The organism is Photobacterium indicum, assembly GCF_003026215.1.
Taxonomy (GTDB): domain Bacteria; phylum Pseudomonadota; class Gammaproteobacteria; order Enterobacterales; family Vibrionaceae; genus Photobacterium; species Photobacterium indicum.
This window is the reverse complement of record NZ_PYOC01000002.1, coordinates 483,901-505,612: the sequence shown is the minus strand read 5'-3', so window position 1 is coordinate 505,612 and position 21,712 is coordinate 483,901. Positions and strand designations below refer to the sequence as shown.

Here is a 21,712-nt window from a genome sequence, read left to right as displayed (position 1 = left end):
TTGGTGAAAGATTAACGTGCGCGGAAGACGATGCGGCCTTTAGTAAGGTCGTATGGAGTCAGTTCCACGGTAACTTTATCACCAGTTAGAATACGGATGTAGTTCTTACGCATTTTACCAGAGATATGAGCGGTAACAACGTGACCGTTTTCTAGTTCAACGCGGAACATCGTGTTAGGTAGTGTATCTTGTACAGTACCTTGCATTTCAATTACGTCTTCTTTTGCCATTGAATCCTCTTAGGCTACCTGCCATTCTTCTGATCGGGCAAGATAATGCCTTGAAACTGTTTGAGTGTAAAGTTTAGGACGCAATTCTACCCTTGCCAGTACACTTTGTCAGCTTTTGTTGCGGTCTAAAGTCGCTTTTATCTGTTTTTTGCCAAAATACATTCATTTGTAAGTGCTGAATTGTTTGGATTTTCATCCAGCTGTTTGTATGGTGAACAGTTATTGCCAGTCGCCCAGTATTAACTTCTGGTGTGGTTGGAATCTGACTTTGTAATTCATCGCTTTACAGCCATCAATTTGATAACCCGGATAAAGCCATTTGCGACCCGTCTGCTGACAATATTGAATTTGATAAAGCACGCATAGAGTACCTAAAGATAGCGTGGAATCGGGTTCAAAAAAGCTATATACAGCACTGAGGGCATTCTCAAATACGTCGGTCACCGCGATGGCAATAAGCTTATCATCATCGTAGACATGCAAAAACAAAGTATCCATCCACTCTGCGGTGCAAAAATCAAAGAATTGCTCTTTATTCGCAGGATACATTGAGCCCGTAGAGTGGCGTAAACGGATATATCTTTCATACAGTGGAAACCACTCTTCATCGAGTTTAGCTTTAAACTCCCAGCGGAATTTTTTCATTTGATTTAGCTGGCGCTTTTGGCTCTTAGAGGCGATAAAATTAGGGCAATCGACACGTAGAGGGGTGCATGCACTACATAGTTCACACATTGGCTTATAGACAGCTCTACCGCTGCGACGATAGCCTGACGAGAGTAATATGTTATAGCCGACAGGTGATAGCCAATGTTCATCCATGACTACCCCGAGCTGCTCTTGCTCGTTAGGTAAGTAGTTGCAGTCGGAGTTTGGTGTGAGGCCGATGCGTAAAGAAAGGTTATTCATAAATCTCTTTATTCAATAGGTATTTTGAGCGTTTGAGGAGCAAAACTATTTGGTTTAATTATGGCAGCTCTTTGCTGGTGCAGCTGTTGCATAAACGGTGCTCGTGGAATTTCTAGTGCGCCAAGTGACTCCAAATGATTGTTCATCACTTGGCAATCAATGAGGGTGCCACCTTGATCTGAAAAATGGCGGCAAAAAAACCATAGTGCAATTTTTGATGCGTTATCGGCTAATGAAAACATTGATTCACCACAAAACACTGAACCGATTTGTAAACCATAAAATCCGCCAACGAGTTTATCTTGGTGCCAAACTTCTACTGAATGGCAGTGTCCAAGGTTGTGCATCGTTTGATAAGCTTGGATCATATCTTCGGTGATCCATGTTTCTTCAGGACTTCGACAGTCGGCACATTGGCGAATAACGTCATGACAGGCATTATTCAGTGTGATTTGGTATCCTGATTTTCGATAGAACTTTCGTAAGCTCTTACTGGGCTTAAATTCGTTAGGCAGAAAGATGGCACGCGGGGCAGGGCTCCACCATAAAATAGGCTCACCATTAGAGTACCAAGGAAAAATACCTTGACGGTAAGCCGCAAGCAAACGTGCAGGCTGAAGGTCGCCTCCAAAAGCAAGTAAGCCATTGGGTTCATCAAGTGCGGTTTCAGGTTTCGGGAAAAAAGTATTTTCCGGGTCAAGTTCCGGTAGGTAAATTGCCATAAAACTCAATTGTTCTCGTTAAATAGTCTTTAAAAGAATACTTTTTAGTTAAAAATTAGCGTCAATGGAGAAATTATATATGAGAAAATTTTTATTGTTACTGCTAATGCTTCCTTTGATCGTAACAGCGGCACCGTATAATCGAAATGAAGCGCGACCAGTAAATGACGTTGTTTTTGGCCAGGTTGAATCTGTTCGTTATATCACCCAACAAGAAGTGATTAATTCACAACGAAATGGTTGGGAAACATTGTTAGGTGGTGTGGTGGGTGGCTTGATTGGTAACCAATTTGGTGGTGGTACAGGTCGAGAAGTCGCTACCGCGGTAGGTGCTGTTGCGGGGGCCGGTATTGCTCATAATCGCCAGCAAGGACAAACCGTTATTGAATATCGTTTAGTTGAAGTGCTAATTAAAACCGATCAAGGTAAGCTCATTGATGTCATTCAAGATGTTGATCAAACCTCTGTGTTTAATCGAGGTGACAATGTGCGGATTCTCTACTTCAATGATGGCGTAAGGGTTGATAAAGAATTTTAATCAAGCAATTGTGTCAACATGAAAAACAAACAAGGCGAGGAATATCCTCGCCTTTTGTTTATCTCGGTATCGAAACCTACTGTCTAAGGTAACTAGATACGGTTACACAATTCAGTGTATCGACCACCAGCTGCAATCAGCTCTCGGTGTTTACCGCGTTCGATGATTTCACCTTCATCCATTAAACAAATATGATCCATTTGCTCTAGACCGACTAAACGGTGGGTAATGAATAAGACGGTTTTATCTTTCGCATGCTCTAGTAACAGGCTTAGAATCTGTTGTTCGGTACGGCGATCAAGACCTTCTGTTGGTTCATCCAGCAGAAGAATAGGGGTGTTATGAAGCAGTGCCCGTGCAATCCCTAAACGACGGCGTTCACCACCAGAGATCTGGCGACCCCCTTCACCTAACCAAGTATCTAATCCTTTATCTTCAAGCAAGGTTTCTAGCCCAACATGCATGAGTGATGCTTTAAACTCTTCATCAGTGCTTTCAGGTTTCGCCAACATAAGGTTTTCACGTAATGAGCCATTAAACACATCAACCCGTTGGCTAACGACGGTAATCGCTTTACGAAGAGATGTTTCATGCCATAAAGGTAAAGCAACACCATCAATGCTGATTTGCCCTTGCTGTGGATCCCAATTACGGGTGATTAGCTGAAGCAAGGTTGATTTACCGCAACCAGTACGCCCGAGCAATGCCAGCTTTTCACCTTTTTTAAGCTTGATAGAGACATTACTAACAACAGGCTGTTCACTATCGTGGTAGGTGTAACTGATATTATCAATACTGATATCACCGTGGACGACAGCTTGATGCCCATTAGGATCAAATTGCGTATCAGGCGTTGCTTCAATAATTTCATTTAAACGACGTGCTGAAGTCAGTGTCTGCCCCAAGTATTGGAAAGCACCTGCGACAGGCATCATCATTTCAAAGCTTGCCATTGTCGCAAAAGCTACCATGGCAATGAAGGGATCAGGCATTGCTCCGCCAACACCATCAGCGGCAATCCACAGAATTAGTACTAGCGTCCACCCTGTCGCAGCCATCAGTATTGCATTAGCGAATCCTGTTAGGCTTGCCATTTTGCGTTGTGCTGCGAGTAATTTTTCTTGCTCGCTTTCTGCTTCTTTACGGTAACGGTCTTCTGCATTGAACAGAAGTAACTCGGCATGGCCTTGCAACCAGTCAAGCAGCTTCACTCGGTAATTGGCTTTGGCATAAGTCAGTTCTTCACCGTTAGATTTTCCTAAGCGGTAAAAAATAACGGGTAGCGCTAGCATGAGCGATAAAAGAACGGCACCCAGCGTTAAACCAATGGTTAAGTCAAACCAAGCAAGAAAGCCTGTTACTGCTAATAACCCGATAACACCAATAACAAGAGGGCTAACAAGGCGCAAATAAACATGATCCATTGCGTCAACATCAGCCACAAGGCGGTTGAGCAAATCAGCATCACGCAGATTCGTCTGTCGGCCTGGAATTAATGGTGTTAGCTTTTTAAAAAAGAATAAACGTAAGTCGGCAAGCAGTTTGAAAGTTGCATCATGACTAACAACTCTTTCCCCCCAGCGACCAGCGGTTCTTGCCATCGAGAAGCCACGAACACCGGCTCCGGGTAACATATAGTTAAATGTTTGTCGGGCAATGGTTAAGCCAGCAACAGCAGATGCAGAGATAAACCAACCCGATAAGGTGAGTAGGCTAAGCCCTGCAAGTAAAGTCGCTAAGCCGAGTATCATGCCTACAGTTAAGCCAAACCAGTGCTTACGGTAAAGCTTTAGGTAAGGGACTAAATCACGCATCGAGATCCCTCTTATCAGTATGTGCCAACATGTCAGCGAGAAGGCCTTCATGACTAATTTTATCGAAATGACCATTTTGAACCAGCTTGCCATTGTCTAAGACAAGTACACGGTCGATAGCTGATAGTTGATCTAAGCGGTGACTGACCATCAATGTTGTTTGACCTTTAACGGCTTGCGCCAAGCTATCAAGTACCAACTTTTCACTGTTTGCATCAAGGCTTGCAGTGGGCTCATCCAGTAACCAAAAAGAACCGTTTTGTAGCATGGCACGTGCAACAGCTAATCGCTGAGCCTGACCAACCGATAACCCACCAGAGCGATCACCCACACGATGCTGGTAGCCTTTTTCCAGTCGGTCAATAAACTCACTCGCATAAGCTTGTTTCGCCACTTGAGCAATATGTTGTTCAGTTGCTAATGGGTTACCTAGCGTAATGTTGTCGTTAATTGTGCCGTGAACCAATAAAGGATTCTGTCCAACCCAGCTAATTGCTTGACGCCATTGGCTGTGATCAAGTTCATTCAGTTCAATGCCATTAATTTTTAAACTACCACGATAAGGTAAGAAACCGAGTAGGGCATTCAATAGGCTAGTTTTGCCTGCACCACTAGGGCCAACAAGCGCAACTTGTTCTTGTGAGTGAATAGAAAAGCTGAGTGGACCCGCTAGAATTTGTCCTTCCGGACTAAGCACTTCTAAGTCGATAGCATGAAGCTCTATCGTTTCAGGTGACGGTAAATTTGTATCACCAGCCTTCATCTCATCAGCTTCAGCATTTAGAAATTCAACAATCGATTCTGCTGCGCCAATCGCTTGTGCTTTGGCATGGTAGAACGTACCTAAATCACGCAGAGGTTGATAAAACTCAGGAGCAAGTACCAAGATAAATAAGCCCGTGAATAAGCTAATTGGAATGCCGTAATGTCCGAAGTTTAATTCGCCAATGAAAGCAAAACCAAAATACACCGCAACAATAGCCACTGAAATAGCAGAGAAGAACTCTAAAACCGCAGAGGATAAGAAGGCAAGGCGCAATACTTCCATTGTGCGTTTGCGTAACACGGTTGATGCAGCATGCAGGTTTTCTGCTTCCGCTTCAGCTCGATTAAACAAACGTAAGGTTGATAAGCCTTGCAAGCGGTCGTAAAAGTGCCCTGAAAGACGCTGGAGTGCTTTAAAGTTACGACGGTTAGCATCAGCAGCACCTAAACCAACAAGTGCCATGAAGATAGGTACAAGCGGTGCTGTAATTAAAAAGATTAACCCTGCAGCCCAATTGAGAGGGAAAACCGTCACTAAAATAATAACGGGGACTAAAACTGCAATCGACATCTGAGGCAGGTAGCGAGCAAAGAAATCTTGCATCTCTTCCACTTGCTCAAGCACAAGGCTTGCCCAGACACCCGCAGGTTTCCCTTTGATATAGGCCGGGCCTAAATTATGGAGGCGATCTAGTATAAGTTGACGAATATGTAAGCGAATTTGTTCGCCACAGCGGTATCCTGTTATTTCACGTCCCCAACTACATGCAGCACGAAAGGCAACTACAACGATCAAACCAATAAACTGATTAATCAGCTCAGATTTGTCGGTATGTTCCATGATCAGTTCATGAAGAATATTAGCAAGAAGTGCGGCTTGTCCGACGAGCAGTAATCCAGAAAGGAAACCCAGCCCAATAGTGAGCATTAACCAGCGTTTTGCTAGTTTGCTTTGTTCTTTTAACCATTTGGTTAAATTTTTCTGTATTTGTTTATCCATATAAAAGATATCGTTTTTAAATGGTGTACAGCGAATGCTGATGTTGAGCAGGCTGAAAGAATCTGGCCGCTGTTGAGCATAGCGGCCAGGGTAAGATTATTATTTTTGTTGTTCTAGTGCGTCTAAGTAACGTTCTGCATCTAATGCGGCCATACAACCTGTACCCGCAGAAGTGATTGCTTGGCGGTATGTGTGGTCCATAACATCACCAGCGGCAAAAATACCTTCTACGCTGGTTTGAGTCGCATTACCTTGTGTGCCAGATTGCACACTGATATAGCCATTTGCCATTTCTAACTGGCCTTCAAAAATGGCCGTGTTTGGCTGATGCCCAATCGCAATGAATGCACCCATTACCTCTAAATCTTCTGTTGCAGCAGATTGAGTGTCTTTGATGCGAACGCCTGTTACACCCATATCATCACCAAGTACTTCTTCTAGAGTACGATCGGTGTGAAGTATGATGTTACCGTTTTCTACTTTATCCATAAGACGCTTAATCAGAATTTTTTCTGAACGGAACGTATCACGACGGTGGATTATGTGAACTTCAGAGGCAATATTCGATAAGTAAAGTGCTTCTTCAACAGCGGTATTACCACCACCGACGACAGCTACTTTTTGGTTACGGTAGAAGAATCCATCGCATGTTGCACAGGCAGAGATACCACGACCTTTGAAAGCTTCTTCAGATTCCAAACCTAAGTATTTCGCAGATGCACCAGTAGAGATGATTAACGCATCACATGTGTATTCGGCATTGTCACCTTTTAAACGAAAAGGACGCTGGCTGAAATCAGTTTCATTGATGTGATCAAAGATGATTTCTGTTTCAAATTTTTCAGCATGCTCTTTCATGCGATCCATTAATGCCGGACCTGTTAAGCCTTCTGCATCACCCGGCCAGTTTTCAACTTCTGTGGTAGTCGTTAGCTGACCACCTTGCTGCATGCCTGTGATCATAACGGGATTGAGGTTTGCACGTGCTGCATAAACCGCCGCTGTGTAACCAGCAGGGCCAGAACCAAGGATGAGTAGATTACAATGTCTTACGTTACTCATTACTTCTCCAGGCTGAATGAGATGATTTCTTATTGAAGGCTGATTGTAGGTAAAATGATGACGTAAAGAAAGAGCCCAATCAATAATACCAAAAGTTACTGATTTAACTGATCCAAAAGCCTTAATTGCTGTGGGTGTATTGCTACTTATTCACTCTGAAATGAAGTTTAACAACATGTTTATTTATCAGTTGAACGAAATAAATATCAGATAAAGACAAAGTAGCGTGAAACGCGGTGGGAGGATAGTGGGTAAAAATGGAAAATCAGTTAGCAAATTTTCCATTTTACAGTAGAAAGCTTAGATAACTTTCTTCTCTATTATGTCTGTTACTTATATGACCAATTGTTTGAAGTGTCAGTGCATATTAATGGCCGTTACAGGATCGGTATAATGGAGGTTGAACGTATCTGCAATCTCTTTATTCGTGACTTTGCCATGCATAATATTCAGACCTTTCAAGAAACCTTCATCATCTTGAAGTGCTTTCTTGTATCCTTTATTGGCAAGGTTGATGATATAAGGCAAGGTTGCATTGTTTAAAGCAAAGGTCGATGTTCGAGCAACAGCGCCCGGCATATTAGCAACACAGTAATGGACAATGTCATCGATTATAAAGGTTGGATCAGCGTGTGTTGTAGGATGAGAGGTTTCAAAGCACCCCCCTTGATCAATCGCGACATCAACCAGCGCAGAGCCTGATTTCATCATTTTAAGGTGAGCGGCAGTAATTAATTTTGGCGCTGCTGCACCAGGGATCAAAATAGCACCAATAATCAAATCGGCTTGTACAACTAACCTATCAATGGCTTCTTTTGTAGAATAAATGACTTTTGCTTTACCTTGAAATTCAGCATCTAATGCGCGTAAGGTATCAATATTCTTATCGAGTATTGTCACGTCAGCTCTCATACCTACAGCCATTCGTGCTGCATTTGACCCTACAACACCGCCACCTAAAATTATGACTCTAGCTGGCTCGACCCCAGGTACTCCACTTAATAATAACCCACGACCACCGCGTGAATTCTCTAAAGTTTGGGCTCCAGCTTGAATCGACATGCGTCCAGCGACCTCAGACATTGGTGCTAGTAGTGGTAATGTACCCTTATTATCTGTTACGGTCTCATAAGCTATGCAGATAGCTTTGCTCTTTATCAGGTCTTCTGTTTGTGGAAAATCTGGTGCGAGATGAAGGTAGGTGAATAAAATCTGTCCTTCGTGTAACATAGTTCTTTCTACTGCTTGGGGCTCTTTTACTTTAATAATCATCTCTGATCTGGTAAAAACTTCTTTAGCGTTAGAAATAATGGAAGCTCCTGCAGCTTTGTAGTCAGCATCTGTGAGACCAATACCTGCACCGGCATTGGTTTCTATGACAACTTGGTGGCCGAACGAGATAAGTTCGCGAACGCTAGCTGGAATCAGACCAACACGGTACTCGTGATTTTTGATTTCTTTAGGTACACCAATGATCATACTGTTACCTCCGTGGTCTACTAGTTTTTGTTGCTAGTGACGAGGTTAAAAATACGGATCTAATGGCAGTATAGTTTGACTATCAGAGTATTTGATTCTAAATATTAGAAAGTTGTAGTATATTTTTTTGCAAGGAAGTAAGAAGGTGGAATAAAAAATGGTAGATACCAAAAAGAAACCATCCAAGGAATTGGATCGCATTGACCGCAACATATTGAACGAACTACAGAAAGATGGCCGCATTTCAAATGTTGAGTTGTCTAAGCGTGTAGGTCTTTCTCCAACACCATGTCTTGAGCGTGTGCGTCGACTAGAACGACAAGGTTACATCAGTGGTTATACTGCGCTGCTAAACCCTCAGTTTCTAGATGCATCCTTACTTGTATTTGTTGAAATCACACTAAATCGTGGCGCACCTGATGTTTTTGAACAATTTAATAAATCAGTTCAAGAACTTGAAGATATTCAAGAGTGTCATCTAGTTTCAGGTGATTTCGATTACCTGTTGAAGACACGTGTATGCGATATGTCTGCTTACCGTAAACTGTTGGGCGAAACCTTACTTCGTCTACCAGGTGTAAACGACACGCGTACTTATGTTGTGATGGAAGAAGTTAAGCAAACCAATAATTTGGTTATCAAAACTCGCTAATGGCTTTGTGATCCATCGTAAGATGGTTATTTAGTTACATTGTGGCTGAGTAAAGAATTGAATCGAGCGGCCTAGTGCCGCTCGATTTGTATCTATTGCTTTTGGGTCTAAATGTTGACGAATCGCGTGATTATTATTCAATTTATTAAACATTAATGTGAATTGACAAAAGGATGAATTTTTTCGAGGGATAAACGTCTACAATAGAGTTTTTTTATGATTAATGATATTAAGCCATTTATCATGATAATGCGGCTTTTCCCCTTTATTATGGTTAATTGCTTAGTGTGATTGCAGTCTGTATTGGTAATAAAAATTGGTTAATTGGTAATAAAATTTTAATAAGTCATCAAAATATGGCGATTTCCTTTACAATAAGCATATTAAGATTATTGAGTTATTCACAACTAAGAGTATGAATTCTGAGTAAAAATCAGGTTCTTGTTTTGGCAATTAAATAGTTACACCGGAGTTTTTTTTGAGGAAGGTTAAAAGCAAACAGCCCAAATTACGTCTTTCGGGTGGTCAACGCATTCTTGAAAGCTTTTTGATCATTGGTATTTTGGCTGCCATTTTTATTATGATTGCCTTGGTCAGTTTTGACCCCGCCGATCCATCATGGTCTCAAACTGCTTGGGAAGGTCAAGTTCAGAATAAGGCTGGGGCATTGGGTGCGTTTGTCGCAGACACATTCTTTTTCACATTAGGCTCATTAGCTTACCCTTTACCCGCTGCCATTGTTTTAGCTGCGTGGGTGCTATTCCGTCATCGTAGTGAGCCTGCTTCTATTGATTATATGATTTATGGCACACGATTATTAGGCATGCTTCTGCTGTTTCTTACAAGCTGTGGTTTAGCTGATTTAAACTTTGATGATATTTGGTATTTCTCGTCTGGTGGTGTAATTGGCGATGTTGTGTCTAACATGGCATTACCTCTGCTAAATGTACTTGGTACGACATTGGTCTTGATGTTTTTCTGGGCGGTTGGTTTTACACTGTTTACGGGGATTTCTTGGCTAACCATTGTTGATACCATCGGTGATAAAACCCTTAGAGGGATATCACGGTTATTAAATACTGTCCGTTCAGATAAATCGGAAACGCTGACCCCATTTGCAACCGACATTCCTGATGAACAGCAAACTGCATATGCTAAACAGCTTCAGCTTGAACAACCAGCAGAGGTTGATGCGGACGATGTATTACTTGCTTCGTATGGTCGAAGAGTAACACCAGAAATTAATTTTTCTAAGAGTGCTTCTCCTGAACCTGTATTAGCAGATGCGCCTTCTCAGGCTTGGAATTCAGAATCTACGCCACAGATTGTGATGCCAAATCGCACACAAACAGCCACACAACAACCTGCTTCTGATAATACATTCCGTCAACCAGTAGTTGCGGCAACTGCCGTGGCAGGCAGTGCTGTTGCTAGCAGTGCTGTTGAAAACAATGTTATTGAAGACCTTGTTGTTGCAAACAGGGTTATTGAAAACCATGTTGTTGCAAACAATGTAGCAGCTCAAGAAGTGACGATGGTGCAAGGCGAGCAACTAGCCGATCCATTGATGGATGTGACGACTTCTGTTCGTGTCCCTGAACCTAATCTGGCGGTTAAGCCTGATGCGCAAGAAAGTATCCTTGTGAATAACGGTGCTGTAAGTAGCACTAGCCTTGAACAAACAGACCCGATTGAACTTACATCAACGACTCAAGCAAAAGGACTAACCATTGCAGAGTTAGAGCGAGAGCTAGAAAAAGATGAAGATTTCACCATGTATGTTGAAGAGCAACATGAAGGTGTCGAAGAGGTTGTTACGCAGGTCGCTCAGAATATTGCACCTGTTGTTGCACCTGCGGTTGCTGCAAGCGTTGTAATGCCAGCTATGTCGGCGATAAGTGATGAGTCACTGGTTGATATATCTGCTCCTTTTGAGCCAATACAAGCACCAACAGCAAACATAGAGCAAGTATCACAAAGGGTTACTGAACAAACATCGGTGCCAGTGCCACCGGTACATATACCTCAATCAAGCAGCACTCAAACGCCAGTTCACCCTCCAGAACAAACAGCAACACCAATGTCGCCAGCCCATGTAGAGCAGGTTGTAGCTGAACCTAGCAGTATTGAAATTGGTGTCCAAGATGGGTTATCTGAGCTAGATCGTTCGCAACAAGACAATGTCGAAGAATTGACTGATGAAGAAATTTTCTTGCAGAAAATTCGTCAGGCGCAAAAAGAACAAGTGCATGCCGCGGGTTTAGATAATCCGTTTTTGATGAAGTCAGCGCCAGATCTTCCAGTGCCAACATCGCCAATGCCAACCATTGATTTGTTGGCCCCAGCGAGACAGAACGTAGAACCTGCGTCAGAAGAAGAGCTGATGGAAACAGCCCGCTTGGTTGAAGCAAAGCTGGAAGATTATAAAATCAAAGCACGAGTAGCGGGGGTTTACCCTGGTCCTGTTATTACGCGTTATGAGTTGGATCTTGCTCCAGGCGTAAAAGTAAGCCGTATTTCAGGCTTAGCCAAAGATTTAGCCCGTGCATTATCGGCAATTGCAGTACGCGTGGTGGAAGTGATTCCTGGTAAACCGTATGTAGGCTTGGAATTACCCAATCGAAATCGTGAAACAGTTTACATGTCTGAAGTGGTTGCTAGTGATCGCTTTCAGAATATGAATAGTGCATTGCCTGTTGTTTTAGGTAACGATATTGCTGGCGAAGCGGTTGTTGCAGATTTAAGTAAGATGCCACACTTATTAGTGGCTGGTACGACAGGTTCTGGTAAGTCTGTTGGTGTTAACGTAATGATTCTGAGCTTGCTGTACAAATGTACGCCAGAAGATTGTCGTTTCATTATGATTGACCCGAAAATGTTGGAACTTTCAATTTATGAAGGTATTCCGCACCTATTAACCGAGGTTGTTACCGACATGAAAGATGCGGGTAATGCATTACGTTGGTGTGTAGGGGAAATGGAGCGTCGTTATAAGTTGATGGCAGCCGTTGGAGTGCGAAACTTATCGGGTTATAACGCTAAATTGAAAGAAGCGGCTGATGCTGGTTTCCCAATCTATGACCCATTGTGGAAACCTGGTGACAGCATGGCAGAGCATGCGCCACTGCTAGAAAAGATGCCAAGTATTGTTGTTATCGTCGATGAGTTTGCTGACTTGATGATGGTAGTTGGTAAGAAGGTTGAAGAACTAATTGCCCGTTTGGCTCAAAAAGCCCGTGCCGCAGGTATTCACCTTATTCTGGCCACTCAGCGCCCATCTGTTGATGTTATTACAGGTTTGATTAAAGCTAACATTCCTACACGTATGGCATTTACAGTATCAACCAAAACTGACTCCCGTACGATTCTGGATCAGGGCGGTGCTGAATCACTATTGGGCATGGGTGATATGCTGTATTTACCATCGGGTCAAAGTCATACCATTCGTGTACACGGTGCATTCGCATCAGATGATGATGTACATAACGTTGTGAACGATTGGAAAGCGAGAGGGAAACCTCAGTACATAGATAGCATTCTAAGTGCAGATCAAGGTTCTGAAGGATTGCTTCCAGGTGAAGCGGCATCTGGTGATGAAGATCTGGACCAACTATTTGATGATGTAGCGGCATTTGTGACTGAAACTCGTCGTGGTTCGGTATCGGGTGTTCAGCGTAAATTTAAAATTGGTTATAACCGCGCGGCTCGAATTGTCGAGCAACTTCAAGCACACGGTATTGTAAGTGCTCCTGGTCATAATGGTAACCGTGAGGTATTAGCACCGCCTCCGCCACCAAGAGACTAACTATTAATGATGTTGTGTTGAGGGTAGATCCTCAACATAACGAATATATAAGTAGGTTGTAAAATGATTAAAAAAGCAATGATAGGGCTGTTTTTGGCTGCACCATTGGTATTGTCTTCTGCTGCATGGGCAAACCCACAGCAAGAGTTAAGCTCTCGTTTGAGTTTAGTGAATGCATTCAGTGCTAATTTTGACCAGAAAGTTGTTAGTCCTGAAGGTGATGTACTGGTAGAAGGAAAAGGGGACGTAACAATTAAACGTCCTAATTTATTTCGCTGGAACACCGTCACCCCTGATGAAAATTTACTGGTTTCTGATGGTAAAACCTTGTGGTACTACAGCCCATTTATTGAGCAAGTCACTGCTATGTGGTTGAAAGATGCCACGGAGCAAACACCGTTTGTACTGTTAACCCGTAATAGCGCGAGTGATTGGGCTAATTATAACGTGGCTCAAACGTCAGACACCTTTACGCTAACGCCGAAAGATACAACTTCAACGATGGGTAAATTTGTTGTTACCGTTGCAAAATCGGGTGAGGTGCGTAATTTTTCTGTTGTAGAGCAAGATGGTCAACGCAGTAATTTCAAATTCCGTCAGTTCAGCAAGCAAGTGCCAAAAGCGAATTTATTTACTTTTACGCCTCCAAAAGGTGTAGAGCTTGATGACCAACGAAATTGATAAAAACGTCAAAAATAAGAACACTTAACGTTAGGTGTTTTTTTATATTGGCTTAGAAAATACTATTTAAAATAGGTGGCATTTAATGCCACCTTTTCTGTCTTTAAGGGAGTGGTTATTTTGAGTAACTTCAGTCTTGATTTTTCATCTGATTTCCGCCCGCTAGCGGCAAGAATGCGACCTCGTACTGTTGAAGAATACATTGGTCAGCAACATATCCTTGGTGAAGGGAAACCACTACGACGTGCCTTAGAAGCGGGCCACCTGCATTCGATGATTCTTTGGGGACCGCCGGGCACAGGGAAAACAACATTAGCCGAAGTGGCAGCTAATTATGCGAATGCAGAAGTGGAACGTGTATCTGCAGTCACTTCTGGCGTTAAAGATATCCGTATTGCTATCGATAAAGCCCGCGAAAATAAAATGGCAGGGCGACGCACGATATTATTTGTAGATGAGGTGCATCGTTTTAATAAAAGTCAGCAAGATGCTTTTCTGCCTCATATTGAAGATGGCACGGTGACTTTCATTGGTGCCACGACAGAGAATCCATCATTTGAGCTAAATAACGCATTGTTGTCTCGTGCACGTGTTTATAAGTTGAAATCATTAGAAACGGCAGAAGTGTTGGCAGTTGTTGAGCAAGCACTCAATGATAGTTCTCGTGGTATATCTGATACGAAACTTGAATTTGTTGATGATGTAAAAGAACGCCTTTCCGAGCTGGTGTGTGGTGATGCTCGTATGTCACTCAATTATCTTGAACAGTTAATTGATATGGCAGAAGAAAATAAAGAAGGCATGAAGCAAATCACGTTAGAGCTTCTTGCTGAAGTGGCAGGCGAGAAAATAGGGCGCTTTGATAATAAAGGTGATCTCTGGTACGACATGATTTCGGCAGTGCATAAATCAATTCGCGGCTCTAACCCAGATGGTGCTTTGTACTGGTTTGCACGTATGCTGCAAGCAGGCTGTGATCCGCTATATATTGTGCGACGACTATTAGCGATTGCCTCTGAAGATATCGGTAATGCTGATCCTCGAGCAATGCAGGTTGCGGTATCAGCATGGGATTGTTTTACCCGCATCGGAGCATACGAAGGTGAGCGTGCTATTGCTCAGGCGATTGTATATCTTGCTTGTGCCCCTAAAAGTAATGCGGTTTATGTGGCGTTTGCAAAAGCAAAGCAAGATGCAGCTCATCACCCTGACTATGAAGTACCACCTCATTTGCGTAATGCCCCAACTAAATTAATGAAAGAATTGGGTTATGGTGCTGAATATCGTTATGCGCATGATGAGCCAGGTGCGTATGCTGCGGGTGAGAACTATTTCCCTCCTGAATTGAAAGATACACGCTACTATGAACCATCAAATCGTGGCTTAGAAACCAAAATTGCCGAAAAATTGGATTATCTTGCTTCATTAGATGCTAAAAGCACATTAAAGCGCTACCAATAATAAGGCTTTTTGGGTATCGTTAAGCAATTGGCGTCAGAGTTCCTGACGTACCGAAATTTAAGATTATTTTGGCAATAACTGCCTAAATAACGAGCACTTCAGAATATTAAGAGCACAGGATTAGCATGCTAGATTCTAAATTACTTCGAACTGAGCTGGATGAAACAGCTGCAAAACTCGCGCGTCGTGGTTTTACCCTTGACGTTGAAAATTTACGTCTTCTTGAAGAAAAGCGTAAGTCCCTTCAGATGATGACTGAAGATCTTCAAGCACAGCGTAACGCGCGATCGAAGTCGATTGGTCAAGCGAAAGCACAAGGCAATCACGAAGAAGCTGAAAAAATTCTAGCTGAAGTAGCAAACCTAGGTAGTGATCTAGACGATGCGAAAAAAGCATTGGCAGAACTTCTGGATGAGCTTCAAAGCATCACTATGATGGTACCAAACCTTCCAGATGATTCTGTACCTGCTGGTAAAGATGAAGACGAGAACGTTGAAATTTCACGTTGGGGTGAGCCAAAAGCTTACGACTTCGAAGTGAAAGATCACGTTGATCTAGGTGAAATGGCTGGTGGCCTTGATTTTGCTAGTGCCGTGAAGATTTCTGGTTCACGTTTTATTGTGATGAAAGGTCAATTCGCGCGTCTACACCGCGCCATTGCACAGTTCATGCTAGATCTTCATACAGAAGAGCATGGCTACACTGAAATGTACGTACCTTACCTAGTTAACGCAGACAGCCTATTTGGTACTGGTCAGCTTCCTAAGTTTGGTGAAGATTTGTTCCATACTAAGCCTGCGACTGAAGAAGGCGTTGGTATGTCACTTATTCCAACAGCAGAAGTACCTGTTACAAACATGGTTCGCGACACGATTACAGATGAAGCAGATCTTCCATTGAAGATGACGGCCCACACACCATGTTTCCGTTCTGAAGCTGGTTCGTACGGTCGTGATACTCGCGGTCTTATTCGTATGCACCAATTCGACAAAGTTGAATTAGTTCAGATCACCAAGCCTGAAGATTCAATGGCAGCATTAGAAGAGCTAACAGGTCATGCTGAGAAAGTGCTTCAGCTGCTAGAACTACCTTACCGTAAAGTGATTCTTTGTACGGGTGATATGGGCTTTGGCGCTGCGAAAACATACGACTTAGAAGTATGGGTTCCAGCACAAGAAACCTACCGTGAAATCTCTTCATGTTCAAACATGCAAGATTTCCAAGCACGCCGTATGCAAGCACGCTTCCGTCGTAAAGGTGAGAAGAAGCCAGAGCTTGTTCACACACTTAATGGTTCAGGTCTTGCTGTTGGTCGTACAATGGTTGCTATCATGGAAAATGGTCAGCAAGCAGATGGTCGTATTGAAATCCCTGTCGTACTTCGTAAGTACATGCAAGGTGCTACGCACATCGGTTAATCTCTCAAGAGGTTAGCGATAAAGAAGAAACCCAGCTAAGGCTGGGTTTTTTTATATGTGCAATATAATCAGAATGAGAAACGAACATTGCTATTAGTGTGAAATAGAATACAAGTTTGGTGTTTTCTGAAAAGCCACTACATTGCTGCTAGTGTGCTGAAGTTCAGGAAAACGAACAGAAATATCAGTCGCGATATTAGTCAAGATGATGTCGAATAAATTGAAAATCGTATCAGAGATTTTAAGTGATAATTGGTATAGTTCACCTTTAACGTCTTCCAAATTTCTTGCTTGTAAATTGATGCTCTCAAACTCCAACATTAGATCTTCAATCATGAAAGTGAGCGGCGGCTTATTTGTTAGTAAGGCTATCTGTCCTAATCGACGCTGAATAACACTTATGTGTATCCTTAACTCACGCTTACTTGAGTTTTTTCCTAAGGTGTAACTATCAATGGCGTAGCGAAATCGACTTAAACTATCAATCGAATTTAAAGTAATAGGCCAAGCGGTTTGATAGGTTTTAAATAGCGCTTCTTTATCTGCCGCGAGCAAGCTTTGGGTGACCACATCATCAATTAAGTACAAAACATGTCGAATCGCTTTTCCATGAGCGGCTTGATTACGGCGAACAGAATAGCTTAACCATTCATCCAATAATTTATTGATTTGCTTTGCAAGAATACGATACATGGGTTTATGCACCTTATCGGCTCGAGAAGACAAGATCTTCATCAATGATTTGATCGCAACGACTTCATTTAATTGTGCTGTTTCAAGTGGATGAGACTGAGATAAAAAGTGATGTGTTTCACGGCGATGAAATCGTAGTAAAAAAATAAGCTGTCGAAGGCCGATGACTTGATCAAACCGAGTTTGTAAAAAGCGCTTATTTTCTCTTGCCTGCCAAAGGAAGAAGCAACTAGCACCAAAGATTATTACGAGTAGTAATAGTATCAACATAACTCCTCCAAATATTGGTATAAAATCTCATACGTAATATGGTTGAGCAATATCTATGCCTACTAGTGTTGTTATTTTATAGTGAGTTAAACAATGACTTATATTTGTAAGATAGAATAAAGGGCAAGCATTTGCGCTGTTTTAGTGAGTGTTGCACTATATTGATACAGAAAAAAGGCTTCGCTATAGAGAATAGCGAAGCCTTAGATCTAGTTGATTACAGCGGTATTAAACGTGTAATTAGCTATTTTGTTTTAGGGTATGGAAGTGAACTTCTTCGTCTTTCTCACCCGCTTTCGGGTTATTGAAAACATCAATATTCATTTCATTTTCAGACTTAGCAACGATACAAGTAACAACACTATCACCCGTGATGTTTACCGCAGTACGAATCATATCTAGTAAACGGTCAACACCCATGATAAGCGCGATACCTTCAACAGGTAGACCTACTTGGTTAAGTACCATCGCAAGCATGATTAGACCAACACCAGGAACACCTGCAGTACCGATAGAAGCTAATGTTGCTGTCATGATAACGGCTAGGTAGTCACTCATCGTGAGGTCAATATTGAATGCTTGTGCGATAAATACGGTCGCGACACCCTGCATGATCGCAGTACCATCCATATTGATGGTTGCACCTAGAGGAACAGTGAATGATGCAATCTTGTTATTTACACCAAGACGCTTTGTTGCTGTCTCCATTGTGACAGGAATGGTGGCATTTGAAGATGCGGTAGAGAATGCAAACATTACAGCATCTTCCATTTTCTTCAAGAAAACAATCGGGCTTAAACCTGAGAATGCTTTCAGCATTACACTGTAAGTGACGAAACCGTGTAGTAATAGTGTTGCAGCAAGTACTAAGAAGTAACCTAGAAGATTGTAGATTGCATCTAAGCCTAGACCTGTGAATAGTTTGGCCATTAAGAAGAACACACCGTATGGTGCAATGTTCATCAATAATGCAACCAACTTCATGATTACGGCGTTTAAGTCAACGAATAGAGCGGCAATACGTTCGCCTGCTTTACCAGCAGCACTAATAGCAATACCAAATAAAATCGCAAATACGATAATTTGCAGTGTATTGCCTTGTGCCATTGAGCTTATTGGATTTGTTGGGAACATACCAACAATGACATCGCCTAATGATGGAGCTTCTTTAGATGCAAAAGTTGTTGCAGCAGAAAGGTCAGCACCTGCACCTGGTTGGAAGATTGTACCCATTGTTAGTGCAAGAGTAATCGCTAGTGCCGTAGTAACGAGATAAAACAGGACGGTTTTACCACCAAGACGGCCTAGAGTACTGATATCTTTTAGTGAGCTAGTACCACACACTAAAGATACGAATACTAATGGAACCACAAGCATTTTTAAGCTTGCGATAAAGATTTTCCCACCTACGTCAAATAAACCGTTCACGATATATTCGTGAATGAAAGCCGTATCGGCAAACAGAGAGCGAATGATAAATCCTGTTAATATGCCTAAAAGCATACCGAGGATAACTCGGCCAGTTAGAGACATCTTTTTCTTATCTGTATTCATGAATAGAACACTCCTTATAATTATTCACTCTGTAAATCACTCATCAGAGTGCGGAGCAGATTAGCAGTAGTTTGGGTGTTAAAGCGAAGTAAAATGTTATCTAAAGTGCAAAGGTCTGTTTTAGATCACACTTTTTATGCCATCTTAAGCTTGAAAAATAGAATATTTAACTGTGCGTTAACATCGTGGTTAAATCATAGTCGATTTTGTTAAGCTCACGGCACTATTAGCGTAGATTCGGTAGAGTAATATCTAATTAAGGGTGAATTTTTGCATGTAACTCGAAAGTGCTGTTAACAAATATAAATGCTTTTTTTGGGGCTGTTCGGAGGTAAAATTGAACAGTTTACAACGAGTTGGTTAAATAAACTGGATTTGAACTATATTAGCAGTGTTAAATGTTGCATTTTGGTGCGGTAAAGAGTGATAGTCTGGTTGAATGTTTTGTGCATAAATAGCGTTTTATTTCAGTATTGTCCGGTAACTATACGATCAAAGATGAGTAAGAGGTCTGTTTAGGTTGACATTACTTATAAAAAAAGGAGCCAATAGGCTCCTTAGTATTAAGATGTATAGCGCTACATAACACGCATACCAGGTTGAGCACCTTCGTGTGGTTCTAAGATCCAAAGATCTTTACCACCAGGTCCTGCTGCGAGGATCATACCTTCAGACATACCAAATTTCATCTTACGAGGTTTAAGGTTCGCAACCATTACGGTGTGCTTACCGACAAGCTCTTCTGGTGTGTATGCTGATTTGATACCCGAGAATACTTGACGCATTTCACCACCGATATCCAATTGGAACTTCAGTAGTTTATTTGCTTTTGGCACTGCTTCACACGATACAATTTTCGCGATTCGCATATCAATTTTAGCAAAGTCATCGAATTCAATTTCAGCTTCAATTGGCTCATCAATAAGAGGGCCAGTTGGTTTTGCTGATTCGATCAGTGCTTGTGCTACTGCTGCATCATCTTTAGATGCTTCAACCATCGCTTCAACATGCTTAGGATCAATACGATTGAATAGCGCTTTAAACTTAGTCACTTCGTGGTTAGTTAATGGCTGTGCCACACCTTCCCATGTTAGCGTTTCGTTTAAGAATGCTTCAGTACGTTCAGCAAGCAATGGCATTACTGGCTTCAAGTAAGTGATCAGAACACGGAACAAGTTGATACCCACAGAACAGATATCTTGTAGTTCTTGGTCTTGACCTTCTTGCTTAGCCACAACCCAAGGTGCTTTTTCATCAATGTATTGGTTTGCTTTATCAGCAAGTGCTGTAATTTCACGGATAGCACGGCTAAATTCGCGCGTTTCGTAAAGTTCAGCAATACGGTCTGCAGCATCTGCAAACTCAGCATAAAGCGCTGGTTCTGCGAATGTGTCAGACAACTTACCTTCAAAACGCTTAGCAATGAAACCAGCGTTACGTGAAGCAAGGTTCACGATCTTGTTTACAACATCGCTGTTTACACGTTGTGTAAAGTCTTCAAGGTTAAGATCTAAATCATCAATACGGCTATTTAGCTTCGCAGCGTAGTAGTAACGTAGACATTCAGGGTCTAGGTGTTCAAGGTAAGTACCTGCTTTAATAAAGGTACCTTTCGACTTTGACATTTTCGCGCCATTTACTGTTACGTAACCATGTACAAATACATTGTTTGGTTTACGGAAACCTGCGCCTTCAAGCATTGCAGGCCAGAATAGGCTGTGGAAGTACACAATGTCTTTACCAATAAAATGATAAAGCTCAGTTGTGCTGTCTTTCTTCCAGAATTCGTCAAAATCAAGATCGTTGCGCTTATCACATAAGTTCTTGAATGAACCCATGTAGCCGATTGGTGCATCTAGCCATACGTAGAAGTATTTGCCTGTTTCACCTGGGATTTCGAAACCGAAGTAAGGTGCATCACGTGAGATATCCCACTGTTGAAGACCAGACTCAAACCATTCTTGCATTTTGTTTGAGGTTTCAGTTTGTAGTGCACCAGACTTTGTCCACGCTTTAAGCATGTCTTCGAATTGTGGTAAGTCAAAGAAGAAGTGCTCAGAATCTTTCATTATTGGCGTTGCGCCAGAGACTGCTGATTTCGGATCGATAAGATCTGTTGGGCTATATGTTTCGCCACAATTATCGCAGTTATCGCCGTACTGGTCTTCTGCTTTACATTTCGGGCATGTGCCTTTTACGAAACGGTCAGGCAGGAACATCTCTTTCTCAGGATCAAATAGCTGAGAGATAGTACGGTTAGTAATATAACCTTTGTCTTTTAGCTGAGTATAAACAAATGATGCTAGCTCACGGTTTTCGTCACTGTGAGTGCTGTGATAGTTATCAAAGCTAATATCGAAGCCTGCAAAGTCAGCTTGGTGCTCTTTGCTTACTTCTGCAATCATTTGCTCAGGTTCCATACCCATCTGCTGGGCCTTAAGCATGATTGGAGTACCGTGTGCGTCGTCTGCACAGATAAAGTGTACTTCGTTACCACGAAGGCGCTGATAGCGCACCCAAATATCCGCTTGTACATGCTCAAGCATGTGGCCAAGGTGGATAGAACCGTTAGCGTACGGTAGGGCGCAGGTCACCAGAATTTTTCTTGGGTTTGCAGCCATAATTACTTATTTCGCTCATGATGGGTAAAAATAGAATA

16 protein-coding genes are annotated in these 21,712 nt (G+C 42.2%); 6 read left to right on the top strand and 10 right to left on the bottom strand.

The features are described from left to right. Nucleotides 1-11: 11 nt before the first annotated feature. From infA to aat, 3 genes are all read right to left on the bottom strand, one after another. Nucleotides 12-230: a translation initiation factor IF-1 gene (infA, locus tag C9J47_RS08230; protein ID WP_006231244.1), complete on the bottom strand. Its 219-nt coding sequence runs from the start codon at nucleotides 228-230 to the stop codon at nucleotides 12-14. A 219-nt stretch (nucleotides 231-449) separates the two neighbouring features. Continuing rightward, nucleotides 450-1,139, bottom strand: a complete 690-nt coding sequence (locus tag C9J47_RS08225) for an arginyltransferase (protein ID WP_107253078.1) — start codon at nucleotides 1,137-1,139, stop codon at nucleotides 450-452. Between the two features lie 8 nt (nucleotides 1,140-1,147). Further along, complete coding sequence (aat, locus tag C9J47_RS08220; RefSeq protein WP_107253077.1) at nucleotides 1,148-1,861, bottom strand: leucyl/phenylalanyl-tRNA--protein transferase; 714 nt, start codon at nucleotides 1,859-1,861, stop codon at nucleotides 1,148-1,150. A 79-nt stretch (nucleotides 1,862-1,940) separates the two neighbouring features. Between aat and C9J47_RS08215 the strand changes: the two genes are divergently transcribed. Next, complete coding sequence (locus C9J47_RS08215) at nucleotides 1,941-2,399, top strand: glycine zipper 2TM domain-containing protein (RefSeq protein WP_006231241.1); 459 nt, start codon at nucleotides 1,941-1,943, stop codon at nucleotides 2,397-2,399. Nucleotides 2,400-2,491: 92 nt separating this feature from the next. On the opposite strand, the gene cydC is transcribed toward C9J47_RS08215, so the two are convergent. The 4 genes from cydC to ald all read right to left on the bottom strand — a co-directional run bounded on the left by cydC (nucleotide 2,492) and on the right by ald (nucleotide 8,519). After that, nucleotides 2,492-4,213 carry a heme ABC transporter ATP-binding protein/permease CydC gene (gene cydC / locus C9J47_RS08210; RefSeq protein ID WP_107253076.1) on the bottom strand — a complete coding sequence of 574 codons (1,722 nt, stop codon included), beginning with the start codon at nucleotides 4,211-4,213 and terminating at the stop codon, nucleotides 2,492-2,494. Then, complete coding sequence (cydD, locus tag C9J47_RS08205; protein ID WP_107253075.1) at nucleotides 4,206-5,978, bottom strand: heme ABC transporter permease/ATP-binding protein CydD; 1,773 nt, start codon at nucleotides 5,976-5,978, stop codon at nucleotides 4,206-4,208. The genes cydC and cydD overlap by 8 nt, the downstream gene beginning before the upstream one ends. Before the next feature lie 99 nt (nucleotides 5,979-6,077). Beyond that, complete coding sequence (gene trxB / locus C9J47_RS08200) at nucleotides 6,078-7,040, bottom strand: thioredoxin-disulfide reductase (RefSeq protein ID WP_107253074.1); 963 nt, start codon at nucleotides 7,038-7,040, stop codon at nucleotides 6,078-6,080. 357 nt (nucleotides 7,041-7,397) lie between these two features. Continuing rightward, nucleotides 7,398-8,519, bottom strand: a complete 1,122-nt coding sequence (gene ald, locus C9J47_RS08195; protein WP_107253073.1) for an alanine dehydrogenase — start codon at nucleotides 8,517-8,519, stop codon at nucleotides 7,398-7,400. Nucleotides 8,520-8,676: 157 nt separating this feature from the next. Between ald and lrp the strand changes: the two genes are divergently transcribed. From lrp to serS, 5 genes are all read left to right on the top strand, one after another. Continuing rightward, the gene (gene lrp, locus C9J47_RS08190; RefSeq protein WP_006231236.1) at nucleotides 8,677-9,171 is read left to right on the top strand and encodes a leucine-responsive transcriptional regulator Lrp; all 495 of its coding nucleotides are present in this window, start codon (nucleotides 8,677-8,679) and stop codon (nucleotides 9,169-9,171) included. A 478-nt stretch (nucleotides 9,172-9,649) separates the two neighbouring features. Next, nucleotides 9,650-12,976, top strand: coding sequence for a DNA translocase FtsK 4TM domain-containing protein (locus C9J47_RS08185; protein WP_107253072.1), 3,327 nt, complete (start codon nucleotides 9,650-9,652; stop codon nucleotides 12,974-12,976). An 81-nt stretch (nucleotides 12,977-13,057) separates the two neighbouring features. Beyond that, complete coding sequence (gene lolA / locus C9J47_RS08180; RefSeq protein ID WP_479724476.1) at nucleotides 13,058-13,657, top strand: outer membrane lipoprotein periplasmic chaperone LolA; 600 nt, start codon at nucleotides 13,058-13,060, stop codon at nucleotides 13,655-13,657. Between the two features lie 174 nt (nucleotides 13,658-13,831). After that, the gene (locus tag C9J47_RS08175; protein ID WP_281258940.1) at nucleotides 13,832-15,118 is read left to right on the top strand and encodes a replication-associated recombination protein A; all 1,287 of its coding nucleotides are present in this window, start codon (nucleotides 13,832-13,834) and stop codon (nucleotides 15,116-15,118) included. 125 nt (nucleotides 15,119-15,243) lie between these two features. Beyond that, a complete protein-coding gene (gene serS, locus C9J47_RS08170; RefSeq protein ID WP_107253070.1) occupies nucleotides 15,244-16,536 on the top strand; it encodes a serine--tRNA ligase in 1,293 nt (430 codons plus the stop codon). Between the two features lie 93 nt (nucleotides 16,537-16,629). Here serS and C9J47_RS08165 read toward each other — a convergent pair whose 3' ends face one another. From C9J47_RS08165 to metG, 3 genes are all read right to left on the bottom strand, one after another. Then, nucleotides 16,630-17,499 (bottom strand): hypothetical protein, encoded by an 870-nt coding sequence (locus C9J47_RS08165; RefSeq protein WP_107253069.1) that lies wholly within the window; start codon nucleotides 17,497-17,499, stop codon nucleotides 16,630-16,632. 240 nt (nucleotides 17,500-17,739) lie between these two features. After that, nucleotides 17,740-19,053 (bottom strand): dicarboxylate/amino acid:cation symporter, encoded by a 1,314-nt coding sequence (locus C9J47_RS08160; protein WP_107253068.1) that lies wholly within the window; start codon nucleotides 19,051-19,053, stop codon nucleotides 17,740-17,742. 578 nt (nucleotides 19,054-19,631) lie between these two features. Further along, entirely contained in the window at nucleotides 19,632-21,674 is a 2,043-nt protein-coding gene (metG, locus tag C9J47_RS08155; protein ID WP_107253067.1) for a methionine--tRNA ligase, read from the bottom strand. Nucleotides 21,675-21,712: the final 38 nt, after the last annotated feature.

Coding starts and splice junctions, on each gene's coding strand:
- C9J47_RS08225 (WP_107253078.1), bottom strand. CDS start 1,139: ATGAATAACCTTTCTTTACGCATCGGCCTCACACCAAACTCCGACTGC.
- C9J47_RS08175 (WP_281258940.1), top strand. CDS start 13,832: ATGCGACCTCGTACTGTTGAAGAATACATTGGTCAGCAACATATCCTT.
- cydC (WP_107253076.1), bottom strand. CDS start 4,213: ATGCGTGATTTAGTCCCTTACCTAAAGCTTTACCGTAAGCACTGGTTT.
- aat (WP_107253077.1), bottom strand. CDS start 1,861: ATGGCAATTTACCTACCGGAACTTGACCCGGAAAATACTTTTTTCCCG.
- serS (WP_107253070.1), top strand. CDS start 15,244: ATGCTAGATTCTAAATTACTTCGAACTGAGCTGGATGAAACAGCTGCA.
- C9J47_RS08215 (WP_006231241.1), top strand. CDS start 1,941: ATGAGAAAATTTTTATTGTTACTGCTAATGCTTCCTTTGATCGTAACA.
- metG (WP_107253067.1), bottom strand. CDS start 21,674: ATGGCTGCAAACCCAAGAAAAATTCTGGTGACCTGCGCCCTACCGTAC.
- C9J47_RS08160 (WP_107253068.1), bottom strand. CDS start 19,053: ATGAATACAGATAAGAAAAAGATGTCTCTAACTGGCCGAGTTATCCTC.
- cydD (WP_107253075.1), bottom strand. CDS start 5,978: ATGGATAAACAAATACAGAAAAATTTAACCAAATGGTTAAAAGAACAA.
- C9J47_RS08165 (WP_107253069.1), bottom strand. CDS start 17,499: ATGTTGATACTATTACTACTCGTAATAATCTTTGGTGCTAGTTGCTTC.
- trxB (WP_107253074.1), bottom strand. CDS start 7,040: ATGAGTAACGTAAGACATTGTAATCTACTCATCCTTGGTTCTGGCCCT.
- infA (WP_006231244.1), bottom strand. CDS start 230: ATGGCAAAAGAAGACGTAATTGAAATGCAAGGTACTGTACAAGATACA.
- ald (WP_107253073.1), bottom strand. CDS start 8,519: ATGATCATTGGTGTACCTAAAGAAATCAAAAATCACGAGTACCGTGTT.
- lrp (WP_006231236.1), top strand. CDS start 8,677: ATGGTAGATACCAAAAAGAAACCATCCAAGGAATTGGATCGCATTGAC.